Source organism: Ulvibacter antarcticus (assembly GCF_003688405.1).
GTDB lineage: Bacteria > Bacteroidota > Bacteroidia > Flavobacteriales > Flavobacteriaceae > Ulvibacter > Ulvibacter antarcticus.
Genome location: NZ_REFC01000012.1, coordinates 723668 through 745091 on the forward strand (window position 1 = coordinate 723668; position 21424 = coordinate 745091).

The 21424-nt window shown below is 33.5% G+C and carries 21 protein-coding genes; 19 read left to right on the forward strand and 2 right to left on the reverse strand.

Translation table 11 applies throughout. The annotated features are described in order from the left end of the window. Positions 1-65 precede the first annotated feature (65 nt). The gene (locus tag BXY75_RS08120; protein ID WP_147437252.1) at positions 66-851 is read left to right on the forward strand and encodes a hypothetical protein; all 786 of its coding nucleotides are present in this window, start codon (positions 66-68) and stop codon (positions 849-851) included. Between the two features lie 231 nt (positions 852-1082). Beyond that, positions 1083-1538, forward strand: a complete 456-nt coding sequence (locus BXY75_RS08130; protein ID WP_121907210.1) for a hypothetical protein — start codon at positions 1083-1085, stop codon at positions 1536-1538. Positions 1539-1836: 298 nt separating this feature from the next. Here the strand turns inward: BXY75_RS08130 and BXY75_RS08135 are convergent, their stop codons facing one another. After that, positions 1837-3546, reverse strand: coding sequence for a potassium channel family protein (locus BXY75_RS08135; RefSeq protein WP_121907211.1), 1710 nt, complete (start codon positions 3544-3546; stop codon positions 1837-1839). Positions 3547-3812: 266 nt separating this feature from the next. Here BXY75_RS08135 and BXY75_RS08140 point away from each other — a divergent pair, with 266 nt between their 5' ends. From BXY75_RS08140 to BXY75_RS08205, 13 genes are all read left to right on the forward strand, one after another. After that, positions 3813-4748: an alpha/beta fold hydrolase gene (locus BXY75_RS08140; protein ID WP_245962939.1), complete on the forward strand. Its 936-nt coding sequence runs from the start codon at positions 3813-3815 to the stop codon at positions 4746-4748. A gap of 63 nt (positions 4749-4811) precedes the next feature. Next, a complete protein-coding gene (locus BXY75_RS08145; protein ID WP_121907212.1) occupies positions 4812-5681 on the forward strand; it encodes an AraC family transcriptional regulator in 870 nt (289 codons plus the stop codon). Positions 5682-5787: 106 nt separating this feature from the next. Next, the gene (locus BXY75_RS08150) at positions 5788-6750 is read left to right on the forward strand and encodes an MBL fold metallo-hydrolase (RefSeq protein WP_121907213.1); all 963 of its coding nucleotides are present in this window, start codon (positions 5788-5790) and stop codon (positions 6748-6750) included. A 72-nt stretch (positions 6751-6822) separates the two neighbouring features. Next, complete coding sequence (locus BXY75_RS08155; protein ID WP_121907214.1) at positions 6823-7209, forward strand: antibiotic biosynthesis monooxygenase family protein; 387 nt, start codon at positions 6823-6825, stop codon at positions 7207-7209. Between the two features lie 36 nt (positions 7210-7245). Continuing rightward, positions 7246-7875 carry an O-methyltransferase gene (locus BXY75_RS08160; RefSeq protein ID WP_121907215.1) on the forward strand — a complete coding sequence of 210 codons (630 nt, stop codon included), beginning with the start codon at positions 7246-7248 and terminating at the stop codon, positions 7873-7875. A gap of 4 nt (positions 7876-7879) precedes the next feature. Then, positions 7880-8737 carry an SDR family oxidoreductase gene (locus tag BXY75_RS08165; RefSeq protein WP_121907216.1) on the forward strand — a complete coding sequence of 286 codons (858 nt, stop codon included), beginning with the start codon at positions 7880-7882 and terminating at the stop codon, positions 8735-8737. 304 nt (positions 8738-9041) lie between these two features. Beyond that, entirely contained in the window at positions 9042-9584 is a 543-nt protein-coding gene (locus BXY75_RS08170; protein ID WP_121907217.1) for a DinB family protein, read from the forward strand. 6 nt (positions 9585-9590) lie between these two features. Next, a complete protein-coding gene (locus tag BXY75_RS08175; protein WP_121907218.1) occupies positions 9591-10685 on the forward strand; it encodes a serine hydrolase domain-containing protein in 1095 nt (364 codons plus the stop codon). A 798-nt stretch (positions 10686-11483) separates the two neighbouring features. Next, the gene (locus BXY75_RS08180) at positions 11484-11936 is read left to right on the forward strand and encodes a nuclear transport factor 2 family protein (protein WP_121907219.1); all 453 of its coding nucleotides are present in this window, start codon (positions 11484-11486) and stop codon (positions 11934-11936) included. Positions 11937-12160: 224 nt separating this feature from the next. Then, positions 12161-12526 (forward strand): hypothetical protein, encoded by a 366-nt coding sequence (locus BXY75_RS08190; RefSeq protein WP_121907221.1) that lies wholly within the window; start codon positions 12161-12163, stop codon positions 12524-12526. Positions 12527-12784: 258 nt separating this feature from the next. Further along, entirely contained in the window at positions 12785-14644 is a 1860-nt protein-coding gene (locus BXY75_RS08195) for a PLP-dependent transferase (protein ID WP_121907393.1), read from the forward strand. Between the two features lie 945 nt (positions 14645-15589). Further along, positions 15590-15772, forward strand: coding sequence for a hypothetical protein (locus BXY75_RS08200; RefSeq protein WP_121907222.1), 183 nt, complete (start codon positions 15590-15592; stop codon positions 15770-15772). Between the two features lie 153 nt (positions 15773-15925). Then, the gene (locus tag BXY75_RS08205; protein ID WP_121907223.1) at positions 15926-16642 is read left to right on the forward strand and encodes a VIT1/CCC1 transporter family protein; all 717 of its coding nucleotides are present in this window, start codon (positions 15926-15928) and stop codon (positions 16640-16642) included. Between the two features lie 50 nt (positions 16643-16692). Here BXY75_RS08205 and BXY75_RS08210 read toward each other — a convergent pair whose 3' ends face one another. Continuing rightward, positions 16693-17370, reverse strand: a complete 678-nt coding sequence (locus BXY75_RS08210) for a class I SAM-dependent methyltransferase (protein ID WP_121907224.1) — start codon at positions 17368-17370, stop codon at positions 16693-16695. 307 nt (positions 17371-17677) lie between these two features. Between BXY75_RS08210 and BXY75_RS08215 the strand changes: the two genes are divergently transcribed. The 4 genes from BXY75_RS08215 to BXY75_RS08230 all read left to right on the forward strand — a co-directional run bounded on the left by BXY75_RS08215 (position 17678) and on the right by BXY75_RS08230 (position 21382). Then, positions 17678-19894 carry a S9 family peptidase gene (locus BXY75_RS08215; protein ID WP_245962940.1) on the forward strand — a complete coding sequence of 739 codons (2217 nt, stop codon included), beginning with the start codon at positions 17678-17680 and terminating at the stop codon, positions 19892-19894. A gap of 63 nt (positions 19895-19957) precedes the next feature. Next, a complete protein-coding gene (locus tag BXY75_RS08220; protein ID WP_121907226.1) occupies positions 19958-20323 on the forward strand; it encodes a DUF2200 domain-containing protein in 366 nt (121 codons plus the stop codon). Positions 20324-20403: 80 nt separating this feature from the next. Further along, a complete protein-coding gene (locus BXY75_RS08225) occupies positions 20404-20871 on the forward strand; it encodes a DUF1203 domain-containing protein (protein ID WP_121907227.1) in 468 nt (155 codons plus the stop codon). Between the two features lie 7 nt (positions 20872-20878). Then, on the forward strand, positions 20879-21382 hold the full coding sequence (locus tag BXY75_RS08230) for a lipocalin family protein (protein WP_121907228.1): 504 nt from the start codon (positions 20879-20881) through the stop codon (positions 21380-21382). Positions 21383-21424 lie beyond the last annotated feature (42 nt).

A 21424-nucleotide genomic window follows, 5' to 3' on the forward strand; every position in this document is an offset into this window, starting at 1 on the left:
GATTACGCAGCTTCGAATAATTGCAACTAAGAAAAAAACTGTCGCTGCTTCAAACCCGGCATTCATTGGGCTTCGGTAAGCAAACACACACTGCGCCAGGCGCTACAATCGTTTTACAAACCTGTTGTAAACTATTTAAAAAACAAACAAAATTGCAATTCAAAAAAGAACGGAAAATGAAATTATTTAGTCCTAAATTAAATCTTTCGTGTTTACTCATTCTATGTGCTAGTCTATTAATATCATGTACGGACTTTGCCACAGATGATAGAAAAAGTGTTCAACTGATTCTAAAAAAAGACGATAAAACGTATCTCTTTTCACGTTTAGGGACTATGATCACTAACAACAAATTAGACAAAAATGAAAGTCCTACAACTGTACAATCAACCAGTATAGTTGTAAAGGAAAATCAACTTTATACTGAGCCTCAGCATATAAAAAGTATTGCAAATTTAATTTCAGGAAATTATGTAATACACGACCACCAAGAGAAAATATTTGACGGATATATTTCGGATGGAAAGCATAAAGTTTACAATAAGAAATATGTTAATGAGCATTCAGAAAAGTTTGGAGAAATGATTTCAATAGCAAACATCTATTTGACAGACACTGATCAAACAAGAAAATACCATATTTCATGGCAGAGAAGTCCAAATCAAATTCCTATAACGAATTGTATTGAAATGGCTTTGTGGGTAGATAAATCATATAAACCCGGCGAGCGTACAACAGCAAGAGACAATTTTATAATGATTAATTTAAATGATCTGGTGGAATTCTACAATTCAAATGTTAAACTCGATTATGTTGAAGAAGATAAAGTTTTGTACTTTATCGTTGATTAACCCAAGTAAAACGGCTTACAACAACGAATTTGCAATCATAGCTTAGTGGGAAATTGAATTGAAATTCCTTTCTCCAAAAGCTTTAATATCCCACCATAAAGAAGAATTTTGGTAAAAAGAATTAACTTTGAGGTAGTCGCCGTTTCAAGCCCCACCGAAACGACAGGCAGGCGCGAGCTGCAAAAAGCGCCGCGTACAAACCAGTTGGCACACATTTAAAAAAGCGAAATCATGAAAAAACTTCTTTTAATTTTTTGTCTTTTATTTATAAGCAATGGCTTTTCCCAATCCGAAAAAGAAATCAAATTTTTAGATTATGCAAGTATTGAGATTGCGATTCCTGATAACTGTTCAGCAAAATCGAAGTATGAACTTTTAGATTGTGATGGAATTTCAGCTCAATGGATATATTTTGATCAAGAAATGCTAAAGTCGGCTTTTGAACAGTTTATTAAAAAATTCGGCGAGAAAAATAAATCTAAAGAACAGATTGCGGTAATCTCATTTGGCTCAACCTTAAAAGGTTATAAGTTTACTTCTAAGGATCCAGAAAAATGGAACCGAATATTAGTATATGGAACAGTCAACAACCAACCATTAATCTTAAATGTTGCTTCAGAAGATGAACTATTAGGTGTTATTAAATTGAATGAGTTTCTTAAAAAAATCATGAAAATAAAAACGTGAGTAAACAACGCATATGCGATCATGATTAAGTGGAATATTGAATTGAAATTCCTTTCACCCAAAGCTTTAGAATCATACCACAAAAATTTATTTGGTTAAAAAGTACTAACTTTAAAGAGGTCGCTACTTCAAGCCCCTCCGGAAAGACAGACAGGCGCAAGCTGCGCCAAGCACCACGATTGTTATACAAACCAATCAGTGACTATTTGATGCAAAAAAGACAAGAAAGAAGTAAATACTAGATAGTACTCTAGCTTTCCTTAGCATCAATAAAATGTGAAAAATCACTTCAGTCTCATCAAATAAAATCAGAATATATTTCATTGAATTTATCTCTCATTTCGATGTTTCCAAGCATGACTATTTCTGCTCCATGGGGAAGAATGGTATTTGCCGATAATTGTGTTACAACTTTGGAGTTTTCTTTTATAGCAATTACAGATAATCCTGTCTTAGCGCCTATCTCAGATTCTGCGAGTGATTTACCTTCCAAGAGCTTTGGTACAGGCAAACTAAATAATAAAATACCTTCTCCAAGTATATTGAGTTCTTGACCCTTTGAGATGGACAAAACGGCTTCAGAACCCAAAGAAGCATAACTCAAAACAAAATTAGCTCCTGCCCTATGAATAATATCAATATTTCGAGCTTCTGATATCCTACTCACTATTCTCAATTCCTTGTTTAATTGACGACAATAGGATGAAAGATAAATATTCATTGAGTCATCATTGGTAGAAAGCAATATCGAGGGCGCTTCCAATATTCCAGCCTTAGTCAGCAGGTCGTAATCTGAAGCGCGCCCAGTGAATACCTTATTACAAATATGACTTGCCTTTTTGCATATCTCTGGATCTTTATCAATTAAATTCACTAGGATGCCATTTTTATGTAGTGACTTAGCGGCAGCTAGCCCTACTCTACCCCCTCCAATGAGAAGTACCGGATTCGGATTTATATTATAATCATGGAAGAGTTCATCAATGCTTCGGAATTGCTCTTTGCTCCCTATAATAACCAAAACACTTTCAAATGTTAGTTTTTCATCAGCTCGCACAGGTTTTAATCTACCTTTTTCCCAAATTGCCACAATACTAACTCCGAATTTTTTTCTCAATCCGGCCTCTTTAATGGTTTTAGAAACCAATGGAGTGTTGAGGAGTGGTAATTCTGCGATGAATAAATCTTCGTATTGCCCTATGGGTTGTGATTTAGCATGCTGTGCATTTACCCTGTTGGCCAATTGTTCTCCAAGCCACCGTTTTACTGGCAGCACGTGATTAGCGCCACTCAATTCCTGTACATCGACTGCTTCATCATCGGTTGCGATGGCGACAATAGGGATGTTTGGAGCAATATCGCGTATGGTAAGAATGATTTTGGTATTTTCAATGTCATTTCTATTGACGACCACCAGCTTTGCATCCTGAATATTTGCCTTTATGAAAGTTTCCTGTTCATCCAAATCTCCATATAGTACGGGAACACGATCATCATGATTTTCCAGAGCTTTTTCTAAATCGTTTTCAATGACATAATAAAGAGTCTTCTCTTGTTTCAATCGTGCTGTTAAATCTCTAGCTATAACATCGTAAGAGCATATGAGAATATGATCTTTTGTTCCATTAGGGGCACTTCGAGGAACTCTATTATTATTTTGGGACTCTAAAAGCGGAATGTAAAAATGCCTGATAAAGGCGAATGGCAAAACGATTAGTAACATAACTATTCCAGAAAGTAAAACTACGATGCTAAAAATACGACCGATATCAGATTCAAATGTGATATCTCCAAAACCAAGAGTACTCATAACAGTGAGTGTCCAGTAAAATCCTGTAACCCAAGAATGATCATGACCCTCAACCTGAGCCATTATAATGTGGAAAAGAATAGAATAAATAAAGATGACTATTCCTAAAATGGCCAAATACTTAAGAAGTAACTTGGAGTTTCTTTTAAATTCTCTGTCACTTAAATAATAGGCTATCTGACTACCAACAAATTTCATACTCTCTTTTTCTATTGGGTTATAATTTGGATTCTAGACGTATACAATTTACGTCATGTTTTTCTTAAACAAGAAAAAAATAGCGATTATACGCTTCATGAAATTTGAAATAAACTCCTTCAATCGAGAACAAATGTTTAAAAAACCTAAACACGATAAAATTTTAATTTTGATTGTTTCGTTGTTAGGATTGGATCATTAGTTTGTCTTCTTCCCTTAGATTCGGAAGGATGCCCTCAAGAAACATCCGACAAAAAGAATTAACTTTGAAATCACCGCTACTTAAAGATGTAGACCTCAACAAGCACGCCAATTCATATATCAACATATTAGGCATCATTATGCAAAAAAATTATTTACTCATAAGTCTACTACTAATTTATATTGTTAGTTCTTCTTGCACGGTTCTACAATGGCGAAAATCAGATAAAGAAATTCAAGAAAATTTTAAGGTTTTAAATATATCGAGTGTAATTTCATATTTTCGAGTAGACAGCCTTGATTTAAATGTTCGTATTCAAGAAATTAGTACTGATGGAAAGGATGTAAATCTGTTGTTCGTTCATGGCGCACCAAGTTCTATTTCCACATGGGAAAAATACTTAATTGATACAACACTTATCGCAGCCACAAATATGTATGCCTTAGACAGACCGGGTTATGGCTATTCGAATTTTGGAGATGAGATAACCTCAATTGACCAACAGTCTCAAATATTGAGCGCTATAATTAACGAAAATAAGCTACAAAACGTTATTGCAATTGGATCATCATATGGAGGCCCTATTGCGGCAAGAGTTGGCCTTTTGAACCCTAATGTAAAAGCTGTAGTAATGATTTCACCCGCAATAGACCCTTCTATAGAAAAGGATTTTTGGGCATCTCGGTTTACACAATGGAAATTAACTAGATGGCTGGTTCCAACTGCGTATCGAGTTGCAGGAGATGAAAAACAATTTCACGCAAGAGAACTTGCTCTTATTGAAAATGATTGGAAAAACCTTACGATACCCATTTTGCATTTTCACGGAAACATTGATGACATTGTACCATATGAAAACATTAATTTCAGTAAAGAGAATTTTCAGAATGTGGAAGTTATTTCAATTTCAGACAAGGGACATGAAATTTCATATAAAAATAGTGAGCTAATCATTCCACATATAATTGATCTTATTAATCAAATCCAAGAGGATGATTAAGAGTATTGTAATGTGTCTACTTTTGGTTAATAAAGTGATATATTACAGTGTAAAATTTTCTATTTGAAAAACATTCCCAACATATCATTTGAAAGTTCTGAAAACGCAAAAGATTTTGAGTTTTTAAATTTGACAAAATTATTTGCAAGAATTCCTGATATTTTAGATCATAATCCGTCTCAACCACATAGAATATCCTTTTTTGCATTAATGATTATAACCAACGGGACAGGTAGCCATCAAATTGACTTGAAAGATTATCCTCTAAAAGAAGGAACCGTACTAAAAATTGCAAAAGGACAAGTACATTCGTTTCAAAACAATCCACAATATGAGGGCTTTATACTTATATTTACTGAAGATTTTGTGCTAAACCATTTTTCAAAATCATCTTTAAATATAATATCCCACTTATATAATTATCACATTACTTCACCCATTTTTAATGATAAGACTGGAAATGAAAATTTTCTAAATCAGCTTATTTTTGAGCTTAATTCTGAAAACAGTTATGCTCAAAAAAATATTATAGCGGCATTATTGGACCTGTATTTATTAAGATTAGAGCGTAAATCAAATACTAATAAGCTACAAGTTAAGAATCCGAAGCAATACACCATTTTCATCCAATTTAAAAACTTGGTGGAAGCTAATTATACAAGGACACGAAACGTAAAAAATTACGCTGAATTGATGTTTATTTCTACAAAAAACTTAAATCAAGTGGTAAAAGACTTCACTTTAAGTACTGCCAAAACTTTTATCGACAATTATGTAATTCTTGAAATTAAAAGAGCCATTGTCACTACGAACCAAAGTTTTAAAGAAATTGCATTTGCAACTGGTTTTGATGAAGTCACGAATTTCACCAAATTCTTCAAAAAGAACTTGAAAATTTCTCCTAAAGAATTTAAGGAGAACCTATTTAAGTAATTCCACTTTTCCCACATTTACCATTTTTGTCATCACTTTGATAATATTTTAAAGGCTTCATTACCTCAACTTTGTGGTATAATCAAATTAATCTTTAAAATAAAAAATGATGAAGTATTCAAATTTAAATTTTTGGCTCATTGCAATCCTGGCTACCACCCTAATTGTATCATGTACAAATGATGATGAAAGTTCGCAAACTGAAGTTGTTGTCTTTGAAACGGCGCCATCAAGTGCCATTATTACAACAGGTTCAGTAAATGTTATTACAGAAAACACTGTAAGATACCATACCATTGATTTTACACAAGCTCCATATACAGTAACAATTATTGAAACTGAAAATGAAGTTGTTATTGTAGATCTGGGACCCGCCCCTGTTTTCGCAGTTGAATTAAAGACCTATTTAGATGTTATTAACAAAACGGGTTCTGTAATTATCACGCATAATCACGGCGACCATTATGGCGGTGCTGTAAATTTTACAGATTTGGATTTTTATGCTGAAAGCACTATAGCCAATCAGTTAAATAACACCTCAGATTTTACTGACATATATCCTAATAATGTAATTGGTGTTAGCGGTACTCAAACCATTGGAGATTTAACATTTAGCTTTGGAAAAGTTTCGAATGCTGAAACCGGAGAAAATGGTTATTTCTATAATGAAGAACACAAAATATTATTTTCTGGTGACCTTGTATACAACCTTTCTCATCCTTATTTAAGAGAATACACTCCCAATGACACAAATGATGAAATTGATAACTGGATAGCAGGTTTAAACGTACTAAAGACAAATTTTTCAGCCTACAATCATCTATTCGTAGGTCACAATGGTTCACGTTCTGATATTGAGGTTGTTATCGATGAAAATATAGATTATTTGCAAAATGCACAGGGTATTATTAATGGAACTCAAACTATCACTGGAGGAGGTATAGCAACGACACACCAACAAGTCATAGATGAGCTCGAATTGCTATACCCAAATTATCTGGAGGCAGGTCTTTTCTTATCACTACCAGACGCCTTTTTTCCAGGTGACCCAGGAGCAGATTGGTTCTAAGATTCATCAGAATTATTAATAAAATGTAAACCACTGTAAATAAAAAATTTATAATTACTAAAATCAAACAAAATGAAACATTTACTTCTATTAACTACACTATTTTTAACGCTAACGAGTTTCACACAACTTCATCCTGAAAAGAGGAAGAGTAAAGAAATAATTATTGAGGTCACCACTTTTAAGATTAAATCAGATATAGATATAGCAGCTTTTGAAAAGCGAGACCAATCGACTAAAAGAGAATATACCGCTAAACAACCTGGTTTCATGAAGCGGATGAGTGGAGTAAGTGAAAACGGGGAGTATGTTGTAGTTGTTTACTGGAAAACAATGGCCAATGCAGAAGCTTCTATGTCCAAGTTTATGTCTGACAGTTCAGTTGCAGATTATATGGCAATGATAGATAATTCTACCATGAAAATGTCACGCTATAAAATGCTAAAAAGAAGTCGATAATTATTTTGCAGGCTATTTCCATATAAAAAAAGGAAAATGATGAATACTGAAGAACAAAAAGTCGAAACAATTCTCAATGAACTTTATTTAGATTCAAAATACGACTTTATAAAAATGGTGAAAGGTGCTGCTAAAAGCATATTCAGTCCTATGCAACCATTAGATTTTAAAGATGCATACTTATCGATTTCTAAAGTGCAGGGAGTAGATCTAGTGCAACTTATTAAGGAAACAAACTCTAAAAACATTGTTGAATTTGGAACTTCATTTGGGATATCCACTTTGTTTTTATCCCAAGGTATTTTAGAAACAGGAGGGAATATAATCACCACGGAATTAATAGAATCGAAAGCCATAAAAGCCATAGAGAATTTTAAAAAAGCTGGTGTGAGCAGCCTTATTGATGTCCGAATTGGCGATGCAATGGAAACCTTAAAGAATCATGATGAGCCAATCGATTTATTGCTATTGGATGGCTGGAAGGATTTGTATTTGCCATTATTTCAAATGCTCGAACCTAATTTTCATGCAAAGACAGTAATTTATGTTGACAATGCTGACATGGCAGATTCGCGTAAATTTTTAAAAACAGTCGAGCGAAACAACACCTATAAATTACGGTCTAAATTTGGTAATAAAGTAGTTTTGATAAGCCTTAATAATTAAAATTATGAAAATCGCAGTAACATCAGCAAGTGGAAAATTAGGGTCCTCAATTATAAGACAATTGATAAACGAAATTAGTAGTGACAATGTGATTGGCATCGCACGCACACCAGAAAAAGCAAAACATCTTGGCATTGAAGTCCGAGAAGGCGATTATAACAATCGCGTGCATTTTGATAAAGCTTTGGAAGGTATTGATACGGTATTACTAATATCTGGAATGGATGAACCGCAAAAAAGAATCCAACAACACAGAATTGTCATTGACGCTGCAAAAGCAAATGGTGTAAAAAAGATTGTGTATACCAGTATTGTTGGTGCCGAAGAAAACAATGCTTTTAGTCCTGTGGTACAAAGCAACAGACAAACGGAAAATGACATAAAAAATTCGGGACTTGATTGGGTGATTGGTAGAAACGGTATTTATATTGAGCCAGATTTAGAATATCTTGATACTTACATTAAAGATGGTGAAATTAGAAACTGCGCAGGTTTAGGTAAATGTACTTATACAAGCCGAGAAGAATTGGGTTATGCGTACTCGAAAATGTTAGTTCAAGACTCGCATGGCAATAAGACTTATAATTTGGTGGGGGAACCACTATCTCAAAAGGAATTGGTTAAACTTATTAATCAGGTGTATAATACAAAACTTGTTTTTAACGCAATTTCTGCTGAAGAATATGCCAAAGAAAGGAAACGAGAATTAGGCGAATTTATTGGAGGTGTTATTACTGGGATTTATGAAGGAATTAGAGATGAAGAATATGATATCACTTCCGATTACGAAAAAGCTTCAGGAAGACCTCACAAATTAGCTGTCGAAATGATAAAAGAATTTAAGCTTAACCAAAAAACGTAGCTTAACAGTTCCTGATGTTAATTTCTCGAGTATTCTTATACTTAGATCTTGAATAACTATGTGACAAATAGATCCTTCGAATATCCCGTGCATGTTTTTAATATGCCTTCCGAAGTATCAATTATTTAAATTAAAATAATTTGAGGCGATCACCACTTTAAAACTGTTCTACGGCAGTATAAAGATATTCCAGACGCAACAATTCTTATACATCCCTGTTGACATTCGCAGTAAAAATCTCGATACAAATTCAGTATCTTTAGAATTCAGAAAACTGATAGCATTTATATCTAACCTAAAGAATATGAAACAAATACTTATAGTAACAACCGTTTTGCTATTTAGTTTGGTAAAATCACCTCTATTCGCTCAACAAGATAATTTTATTGCAGATTATTTAGAGCGTTTGGAAAATTCTCGAAAGTATCTAATTCTTGTGGCAGAGATGATGCCCGAAGACAAATATGATTTCAGAGCTACACCAGAGTCAATGAGTTTTTCTGAAAATTTGTTGCATATAGGATATGCGATAGATTGGCACAGTCAGTCGTTGTTAGGTGGACGAGAATCAAGAGATTGGAACACTGACACCATCTTCAAGGTTGCCAACAAATCTAAAGAAGATATGATTGCAACAATTGATAAAGCATTCGATCAAGCCATAAAACTGATTGAACAATTCGATACCACTAAAATGGATGAGGAGTTAGACTATTTCGGATTGAACAGGACGAAAAGACAAATTTTCTTGTTGCTTGCTGATCATATAACACATCACAGAGGACAAATGCTCGTTTCTATGAGACTAAACGGACTTGTTCCTCCTAGATATGTTTTGTTTCAATAATTTGGTATGAGACACTTAGCAATCTTGATAATTGTAACATTATCTATTCATTCATTTTGTTATGGACAAGATACCTACACATATTCTCAACCTAAAGAACTTGGAGATGGCTGGAAAACAAGCGATCTAAAATCACAAAATGTAGATACTACATTGATTTATAAGTTGTTCAACCAACTGAAAGACAGAGAAAATCAAATTCATAGCGTGCTATTAGTAAAAAATGACCAACTTATTATTGAAGAATACTTTAAAGGACAGTCAGTGAACGATGCACACGACCTTCGTTCTACAACCAAAAGCATAAGGTCTATTCTAATGGGAATCGCGATTGACAAAGGTTTTATCGAGAGCATTGACGATCCAATATCAAAATATCTCAAAAACCCCATACCGAATAAAAATCTTGACGAAAGAAAGGAAAAGATTACTATCAAACACCTTTTAACTATGTCGAGTGGACTAGATTGTAACGATTTTGACAGAAAATCGAAAGGACAAGAGGATAAGATATATAGAAAAAAAGATTGGCTACAGTATGCACTTGACCTGCCAATGGTCAATGAACCTGGCGGGGTATCAAATTATTGTTCGATAGGCACCGTTTTGATAGCGGAAATAGTTAGTCAGGCATCAGGAATGCCAATCGATAAATTCGCCGAACAATACTTATTTAATCCTTTGGGAATTACCAATGTAGAATGGGGACATACTTCAAAGAAAGAGGTTATTCCTTCAGCTAAGAGACTGTATATGAGGTCACGTGACATGGCTAAAATCGGACAATTGATACTCAACAATGGGAAATGGAATGACACACAAATTATTTCTAAAAAATGGGTCGAAGAATCTACTTCCACGAAAACAAAAATTGAAGGAATCGATTATGCTTATTTATGGTGGAATATTCCGTTTAAACTAAATGATAAAATTCTTGTTTCTAAAACCGCATCTGGAAATGGTGGACAGTTTATTATTATAATTCCAGAAATGGATATGGTTGCTGTTTTCACGGGTGGAGCCTACAACTCGCAAGATGGACAATTGGCTTTTGCTATAATGAACGACATCTTTCTACCTACATTTACTAGCAGAAAATAACAATTGGGTACAAAGTAAATCTTTACTCAAATGTATTCCGAAGAAAAAAAACAAGAATGTTTATTAATTGCTAAAACATTTTCATGTCCAAATCCTTCAACTTTTCCGGAATGTCTCTGTAGAAATTGTTGATTACAGGATCATAATCATGCGAATACGATTGATAATAAATCTGCTGTTTTAGAGAGGGTTAATAGATATTTAGGAAGTAATAATCAAGACACCAAATCACGAATTTCTAAAGATGTTAAGGTAATTATATCGGGTAAAACTGGTATCGTTAGTGGATTAACTATAATGGATAGAGGTCCTAGTCCAATTACTTACCATTTTATGAGAACTTATGTTGAAATTAATGAAAGGTGTTATCTAATTGCCAACCATACTATGGCCATTCCTGAAAAAGAATAATGAGACGGGAAGTTGTCTATCACTAATGAAAGTTACTTTGTCATAATTGTACCCAATTTGAATGAAAAACCATTCAAATGTAGTCTGGCTCCTGGTACTTATTTTCTAATTCTTAATGATAATGAAATTATTAAAGTCTTGAAAGAATAAACATTGTTAACATCGCATAATGTTAATTGCTTGTTCGGAAATAAATTTAGAATTGGAGATATTTTTTAAGTAAAATGGCTCTCAAAATGAACTGAACTGGCTCTTCCTTCTCCACTTAACACTGGAATTACTCGAATCAATACTAAGTAAAAAAAGAAGTAACTTTGAAGTAGTTGCCGCTTCAAACCTGTTGTTCAACATTTTGAGAAGCTGTCATCAATCTTAAAACAATCCAAAATGAAACTATCTAAACTTCTACTTCTATCCTATTTCTTTATAGGAACATTTACTATAAATGCACAATCTGAAAATAGTCAATCAGAAATTCAATTAATTACGGAAACATTGATGGATTATATTGATGGCACTGCAAATGGTGAACCTGATAAACTTAGGCGGGCATTTCACCCAGACTTCAATTTATATACTATTTCTAATGACAGTCTTTGGATTCGCTCCGGAAAAGAATATGTTTCAAATGTCAAAGAAGGTAAAAAGTCAAACCGAATAGGCCGAATTATTTCGATTGATTTCGAAAAAGACGCTGCCATGGCGAAAGCAGAAATTGTAATACCTAATTGGAGAATTTTTACCGACTATTTTCTGCTATTGAAATACGAAGGCAGTTGGAAAATTGTTCAGAAGTCCTATACCTACAGACCATTTCCGAAGAAAGAGGATAAAAATTAAGACTTCGGAAGAAATTGAATTGAAATAACTTCTTTAGTCTAAAATATGCTTCGTCGGAATAATCCTAACATATTTGTTTACCCCCGAAACATTGGAATTTGGTTAGGTCTGGCGCCACGTTTTACTTACAAACCCATTATACATCCTTTAGAACAAACAGCTATATTTCAGGAACTTAGCGCAATAATTATTATTTTTAGTATTCACTTAAAAAATAATAAAAGATGAAATACCTAAGTTTTTTTATCGTGCTTTCCCTTGCTGTAATATGGGGATGTGGTGATCCTGTTGAGATCGATTGTTCAGATTGTAAAGAAAGTATTACCGGTTATGAAATTGTGGTAGTAGAATCGACTTACGATAACGCTCCAAGTAAGCAACTTGTAGCAAATTGTCCGGCTGGAAAAAAAGTTTTGTCGGCAGGATGGTCTGTTTTGGATGGAACTGATGCCATATTATCTGGGCGAGCAACTTATTCAGAGCCTTCATTTGATGGTCAAAGCTGGATGGTAAATGCCATTAATACCGACACTAGTTTCTCTCCGGAATGGAAACTACGAATAAGATGTGTCTGTGCAGACGTAGAATAAGAATCATTTTCCATAACTACCAAAAGCCAAAATGCTTTGTTAAAAAGTGAATTGTAATTCCTCGTTTTAATCAAAATATGATTCGTGGGAACTATAAGACTGCGCTTTTAATTCTAAATGCTATAGTGATATTAGGTCACTCTTGGCACCACGATACATTTTCAAACCCTATAAACACAATCTTACAAAACGTCTTGCCACACTTCTTAAAATAAATATGATTAATGTATTTTTGCAGCCGATTTAAAGATGGGAATTATGAAAGACATTAAAATGCTTAGTTATATTAAAGATGTATTAGAAAATATACCAACTGGCTGGTTAAGTATAACAACCCATCGGCTAGATATTTATGATGAAAAGTTGGCGAAAACTCAATTTCTAGAGCAGTTCGAAATCTTATTTAATAGTAATAATTCTGAATCTTCGGCACTAAGTGAATTACCCACTGCTTACGACTATATTCGATTAGGGCATCCATTATCTTGTGTATTAGAATGGGGAATTGCTCACTTAAACAGTCTAAATCCAAAAAATGTAATAAGTTTTTCATCAAAGACAATTCCTATTTTGGCAATTTTAAGAAAAAATTTATTAGAAAATAAAAGCACTCAAATTTTTTATACAGGTAAATTACCTGATTATTTTGATGTTGATGTATTGCAAGGTGTTTATGGTTATAAATTTGATTTAAAGCATGTTGAGAAAGTAGAAGAGATTTCTTTCCCTGATAGCTATCGCGATAACGGCAGTACCATCTTCATTTCACAACAAGAGAAAATTGGTAAGTATAATCTCAATTCTAATATTGACTTTTTCATCAGTCTTAATGCTCATCTTGGAAGTATATTAGTAGTAAATGGTGAACAAAATGAAAGTTATATTTCAGACCTTCAACATGTAAGAAGAAGAGAGACTATTGCAATGACGCCAGCCAATTCGCTTGCTGCTTTAAGGTTGCTAATAGCGCAATCTTCTTTTGATACTAAGAAAACTAATGTGGAGGCAAACAAAATACTTGTCTTAGATTCAATTAATGACATTACTGGTACGAACACTAAGGTACTAGTGGCTTCTAGTGGACTGTCTATACAATATGCTATTTTGATGGGGCTCATTCACGATGCCATAGTAAATCACAAAGGAAAGGCCATCAAAATTATTGTTCCTCCTAATTGTTATGGTGGAACAAATGATCAAGCAAGACGAGTTGCAGCTTGCCTGGATAATGTTGAAGTGGTAGATTTACTTGTTGATGGTGATAATGAAATGGTGCAAAGTATTGATTCCGTTTTAAAAAATATAGCCAACGAAGATGCTGTTCCATTCATAATTGCTGAAATTCCAACAAACCCTAGAGTTGAAGTTCCAGATCTTGAAAAATTAAAAGATGTTTTAAGAAAAGAACGTAAAACAAGCAAAGGTGAAATTGCCATTGATCCAGTTTTTATTTTAGATCAAACATTTTGTCCTAATGTACACTTTTTAGGAGAAGGTGAAATTCTCTCAACAGTTAAGACCATTTCATTTGCTAGTGGTTCGAAATTTCCAAGTGGTGGGTTATGTACTGCCGGCTACTGTGTAGGAAATAAAAAAGCTGAAGCTTTGATGGAAAAAATAGAAATTCACCTAAGACTTTGCGATAACGAGGCTACAAATCTTCAAATTGAAATATTAGCAAAACAATTGCCTACAATGAATCAAAGAATTAAGGACGCTTATAAGAATACACGTGATTTAGTAAACTTCATCCACGATACTTTACCAGAGGCTAAAATCAATTTTGTTTCAGAAGAATTGGCAAAAAAAGGATTTACCCCATCTGTGTTTTCCTTAGATCTTCCCACTAAAGGTAATACTGATCAAGAAAAAGAATCTTATAAAAGAGAGTTAAATCATAAACTAATCAATTTAATGATTACAGAAATCCCCAATGAAAGTAAGTTCTGTGTGAGCTATGGGCAGTTAAACGGGTGTTATTGGACCATACCAGCAACATCTACTCAAGGGACGACTAAAGAAGGAGACAAAGATTATATCGTCCGAGTATCACTTTCTCCCAATCTGGATTTGGAGCTTCATAAAAAAGTATTTTTAGATTTTGTTAGTACAATTTGATGAAGGAAAGGCAGACGATAATAAGCTCACAACTTATTCCTATTATTAAGTAGTTTTTTAACCGTTAAGCTTTGCTAGTAGCTAATAACTCAGTGCCTCAAGATGACACCCGTTTTGACTTAGAATATTAAAATACCAGTATTCCATCCATATAATTAATTATCATTTATATTCGGACTATTACATAGAACTAGCTTTTCTTCCCCGAGCATCGGGATAACTTAGATTTTAGAAATCAAGTCGAAACGAGTTTTGATGGCAGTAGCGGCTGTAATACTGATCTTCTTTAGGCAAGCATAGGCTGCAACAAGCCCCACAATTATCAAAGCAAAACAACTCTAACCACCATTAATAATTCTGATAGTGAGTTGGTTGTTGAAAAACATATTTAATTCTTTTATTTTTGAAAAAGGAGTATAATACTTAAAAAATAGGGTTGAAACCCCCGTATTTTAATCAAGAAGAATCTCTAATTTTAATGTTTAACTAAATAAATTGATAAAGTATATAAAATACCTGATTTCCTTTCTTCTAATCTTCGGTCTGACGGTTAGCGAAGGCACTGCATACACTCGCATAAATTCTTCAGACTATCATCAAGTTTCGTACGTCACCACTCGAAAAGAATTAAGCCGCAAACATTCAAAATTGTATGTTTTTGCAAGACAATTTCTTTCAGAAAAAGTAATCATTTCAGTTATTACATATTGCAATCTACGCGATGTACATAGTAATCAAATTCAAACTATTTTGAAATTACATATTGAGTTTTTTAGAACAATAAATTCAATGATTGCTCAACGTGTTTTTTTAAATAAAAAATTCATTTCCAGTAACCAATATTCAAGTCTATACATAGCTTAGAACAGATTTTAGTTCTACGCGAACATGCACTTAGCTGCATAGAATGATAACACAAATGTCTAATCATTTATCATTACTAAAATGTATAAACAAAAGAATAAAACATATTTGGAGAAATCCAAAACTTTCGCTTATTGGATAAAAAGAAAACTTATTTTAATCATTACCGCATTCATGCTAGGAATGTCTAATTCGATGTATGATGAAGATAAAATGATTAATGGAGATCAATATTACACAGAACAAGAACAGAAAAAAGATTAATATAAGTACTTATAAAAAACATGTTTTGTGAAAAATTGAATTGAAACTCCTAATTTTAATCAAAATATGATTCATTGGAGAAACTGAGTAACGATGCTTTTTTTTCTGAAGTGCGGGATCTCATATCCTAAACAATTTAATAAAACAGTTTAAATGACAGAGAAATCAGAAGATTTAGATACTTATCTAGATAATCATTACATACACCGAAGTAATTGGTTAAGAGCTGCTGTTTTAGGAGCTAACGACGGAATTTTATCAACCGCTAGTATTGCAATAGGAGTTTCTGCTGCCAGCGGAATTCGGGAGCCTATTATTCTGGCGACACTGGCGGGATTGGTTGCCGGGGCTTTATCCATGGCAGCCGGCGAATATGTTTCTGTAAGTTCACAAACAGACATTGAAAAAGCCGATATCGAACGAGAACGGCAAGAACTCGAAGAAATGCCGGAAGAAGAATTAAAAATGCTTGCAGAGATTTATGAAAAAAGAGGTCTGAAAAAAGAAACTGCCCTAAAAGTAGCTGAAGAATTAACAGAACATGATGTATTAGGAGCACATATTAGAGATGAATTAGGAATCAATGAAATAAGTCAGGCCAAACCAATGCAAGCTGCATTTGCTTCTGGTGCTGCCTTCACTGCCGGAGGAGTATTACCTTTAATTGTAACTATTTTTTTACCATTAGAAAGTATGGAGTATACATTATACGGTTTTGCTACTGCTTTTCTAATTATTCTAGGAGCATTGGCTGCAAAAACGGGAGGATCAAGTATATTAAAGGCAATTTTACGGATTACATTCTGGGGTACTGTTGCAATGGGGTTAACTGCTTTAGTTGGACATTTATTTAATGTTAGTGTCGGATAAGCCTCCACGAACGATGAATACGTGCTATCATGTTTAAATAAAAATCTGGATTAGAAAATTTTATAGAAAGTAGTGACAATAACACCTTCACCATCATTTAACTTTACCGCCAATAATTGTTTTTCTTGTTTTATCTTGAAATTAAATGGTGGAGCTGATATGTTTAAACCACTATGTTTTTTTAGTCTAATCCCCTGTCCTGAAACTATATCCTTATTGGGTGTAAAATCTCCTAGAGGTAGATGTTCTGTTAGAATTACATACTTAAAACTATATAATTTACTCAAAATACTATTTACTTCAGCATTCGATAGATGCTGCAATACTTGTCTTAATAATACACAATCTCCGGAAGGCAAATCATCCGTTGCAATATCTAAACAATGGAATTCTAAATTTTTTGCTTTAAATTTTTCTTTGTTGTATGTGATAAGGTCTTTTACTATATCTACAGCGATATACTTTTTAGAATGCTTTACTAATTCTTTCCCAACATTAAAATCGCCACAACCCAGATCACATACTACAATAGCGCTTTGAAAAGAGGTTAGAAATGAAGTGAGAACTGTGATATATGGATTTACTAACTCAGTAAGATGCGATCCTTCTCCTGAATAAAAATGAGATTTGCCAGCACCCCAGAGTTTCATTTCATAAACCTGTTCCATAGCTTCTTTCGTTGGCCAGGGCTTCTTTATTCTTTTAGTGCCATTTTCTTTCTTATTCATAATCAGACTAGTGAACTATAAAAATATGATTTAATGCATTCAAATTTAGTGATAAAAGAAACTATCAAATTATAGTTTCTTACCAATACTCTAAAACTGATAACTCTTTATGTTTAAAACTTTTTACAGGATATACACAAATATTGGTTAATGCGAAATTGAATTGAAATCCCTACTTTTAAATAATAAATACTTCGGAATAAATCGAACCTTCTTGCTTTTTTCCGGAAGCATCACAATCACGCGACACTGAATATTTTGCAGCAAAGAAATAATACCTAAATATTAAAACTAAAATCTTCAATAAATGAAAAGTTTAAAGAAATTCTTAATGGGGAATAAAAATGTTTTTAAAACCCTCGTGTTTATATGTTTTTTCTCTCTTAATTTTAACCTCAATGCTCAGATAAATTGGGCTAATGATGGTGATTCTTATTACAGTTTAGACAAAAATGAACTTGTTGCCTATACGCTCCCTAATAATGAAGCAAAAACAATCCTTTCAAAAGTGCAGCTCACTCCGGCAGGTAGGACAGAACCTATTAAGGTCGCTCATTTTACATTTTCTTCAGATCAACAAAAAGTACTGTTGTTCACAAATACTCAAAAAGTCTGGAGACTTCACACCAAAGGTGACTATTGGGTTTTCAACTTTAAAACAAATACGCTCACTCAAATAGGAAAAACCTTAGCTGCTTCATCTCTCATGTTTGCAAAATTCTCTCCAGATGGGAATTCTATCGCCTATGTTTCAGAATATAATTTATACAGTGAAGATTACGCAACCGGTAAGATCCAACCTTTAACCAGCAATGGGACGGTTTCTTTAATAAATGGAACATTTGATTGGGCCTACGAGGAAGAATTTTCCTGTAGAGACGGATTTCGTTGGAGTCATGATAGTAAATCTATTGCTTATTGGCAAATCGATGCAAGCGCGATTAAGAAGTTTTATATGATTAACAACACAGATTCTATATATTCACAATTAATCCCTCTAGAATACCCTAAAGTTGGTGAAAAGCCATCTGTATGTAGAGTTGGTGTTGTGAATCTTTCCGACGCCAAAACCAATTGGATAAATGTGCCTGGAGATGCTTCTCAGAATTACTTAGTAAGAATGGAGTTTATTCCTTCAACCAACAATCTTTTAATCCAACAATTAAACAGAAAACAAAATAAGAGTACATTATACATTGCAGATGCTTTAAAAGGAAACACTAAGATTATTCAGGAAGAATCGGACGAAGCATGGGTTGATCTATTTCAAATTGGTGATCCATATCAAATTGATTACACCAATAATTTTAGTTTTTTGAAAGAAACGAAAAGCATTCTTTGGGCGTCTGAAAAAGATGGCTGGAGGCATTTATATCAAATTTCTTTAGAAGGAAAGCCTGAGACTCTAATAACAAAAGGCGAATACGATGTTATAGATCTAAAACATATCAATTTAAAAGAAGGATATGTTTACTATTTAGCTTCCCCGGATAATGCCACTCAAAAGTATTTATATAAATCTAAACTAAACGGAAAAGGAAAAAATGAATTAGTAAGTCCTGAAAGCTTAAAAGGAACTCATAATTATTCTTTTTCTGCTGATGGTACTTATGCATCACATACTTTCTCAAATCACTATACGCCGGAAACCAACGAAATAATAACGGTTTCGAATCATAAGGCCTTGAATGAAGAAGAAAGTATTTTGAAAAGAGTAAAGGAATTGGAAGAAAAACCTACTGTTGAATTCATTAAAATAAAAACCGCCGACAATATTGAAATGGACGGGTGGATGGTAAAACCAAGCAATTTTGATCCTAAGAAAAAATATCCAGTAGTATTTTATGTTTATTCTGAACCTGCCGGTGCTACCGTAAATGACATCTATAGAGCCGGTCAAAATGGACTGTATGTAGGTGATATGGCGGAAGATGGGTACATCTACATTTCACTAGACAACAGGGGAACTCCAGCTCCGAAAGGACGAGCATGGCGAAAATCAATTTACAGAAAAATTGGTGTAATTAATATAAACGATCAGGCTATGGCAGCCAAAGAAATTTTGAAATGGGACTTTGTTGATGCAGAACGAGTTGCCGTTTGGGGTTGGAGCGGCGGAGGATCTGCTACATTAAATTTGATGTTTCAACATCCGGAGATATACAAAACAGGGATTTCAATAGCTGCTGTCGCTAATCAGCTAACATATGATAACATTTATCAGGAACGTTATATGGGTTTACCTCAGGAAAATATGGAAGATTTTGTAGCAGGTTCTCCCATTACTTATGCCAAAAATTTAGAAGGAAATTTACTTTATATTCATGGAACTGGAGATGATAATGTCCATTATCAAAATGCCGAACTCTTATTGAATGAATTAATAAAATACAACAAGCAATTTCAGTTTATGCCTTATCCGAACAGAGCTCATGGAATTTATGAAGGAGAAGGAACAAGAAAACATTTGTCAACTTTATACACCAATTATTTAAAACTTCATTGTCCGCCTGGAGGAAGATAGGTTTTGGTAAAAGTGGTGTATTGAAAAAGAGTAATTAGACTGGTTAATATTATAGCATAAATTATGAAAACAACACCCGAACACGATGAACGGATCGCAAAAATGACATTCTCTTCTGTTTATCCGCACTACATAACAAAAGTCGAAAAGAAAGGGGGAACATTAGAAGAGTTGCATCAAGTGATTGAGTGGCTTACTGGTTTTAGTAAAAACAAATTACAAGAACTAATAGATGACAAGGTAACATTCGAAACATTCTTTCAGAAAGCAAAATTAAATCCGAACGCACACTTAATTAAAGGTGTCATCTGTGGCTATCGAATAGAAGAGATTCAAACCCCATTGACTCGACATGTAAGGTACTTGGATAAACTAGTGGATGAATTAGCGAAAAGACGTAAAATGGAAAAGATCTTAAGGGTTGAGTAACTTTTACCTTATTAATTGTACAAAGAATCAATTGAAATCGCAGTATAATAATTTATATAAAACAAATAAAAACTAGAACTATGGACTTTCAAATTTCAGCCTTAGACGACACTATATTTCATGCTTTTTTTAAGCTGAACGACACTGAACTAGAAAAAATAGGTGGAAAAAGAATGATCGTAGATGAAAATCCCGGATATCCATGTAGAGTTAGCTTGGAAGACGCTGAGATAGGAGAAAAAATTATTTTAATTCCGTTTGAACATCACAAAACACAAAGTCCGTATCAAGCTAAAGGTCCAATTTTTATTAGAGAGGGGATAAAAACAAAGACATTAAAGAAAAATGAAATTCCGAAAATGTTAGATCATAGACTGCTTTCATTTCGTGGATACGACAAAAATGGATTTATGAAATCTGCAATTACTGAAAAAGGAAATGAGACTAAACAAATCATTGAAAAAATATTTCAGAAAAAAGAAATACAATATATTCATATCCACAATTCAAGTCCGGGATGTTATAACTGTCAGGTGACTAGAATTTAATAGGGGCATGAATTTAAAGATACATTTATTAATTTTTTCATTAATAATCCTATCATGTAATGATGAGGAAAAAAAAGTATTCCTTGTCCCTGAAAATGCAGTTGAATTAATTTCTGGCGATACTATAAAAACCTGGAAAATAGCTAAGCGATTCAATGACGGACACAGGATGAACATGGGCGATTGCTTTTTAAGCTATAGGGTTTCTTATTCTCGGAATTCGAATATGAGAGATAATAGTTCTGAAAATATCGACTGTGGTGAGTCACTCGAAGCAAATTGGCAGCTTATAACCAACAAAAACGGTGGTTTCATTAAATTAACAGGAGATAATCTATCCGAACTATTAAATATAGATGAGAGTTACAAATATTTCAAGATAAAAGCACTGTCTCAAAATGAACTAGTGCTGCAGTTCAAACACAAGCAGTTTTCAAACAAATCGACAATAATTGTGGATCATCTAGTTCCTGAAAATGTTCTGGTGGAAGATCGCGATTTTCACAATTAGTAAAATGATGCTCACTGCTTAAAAATATAAAGTTGTTGAGTA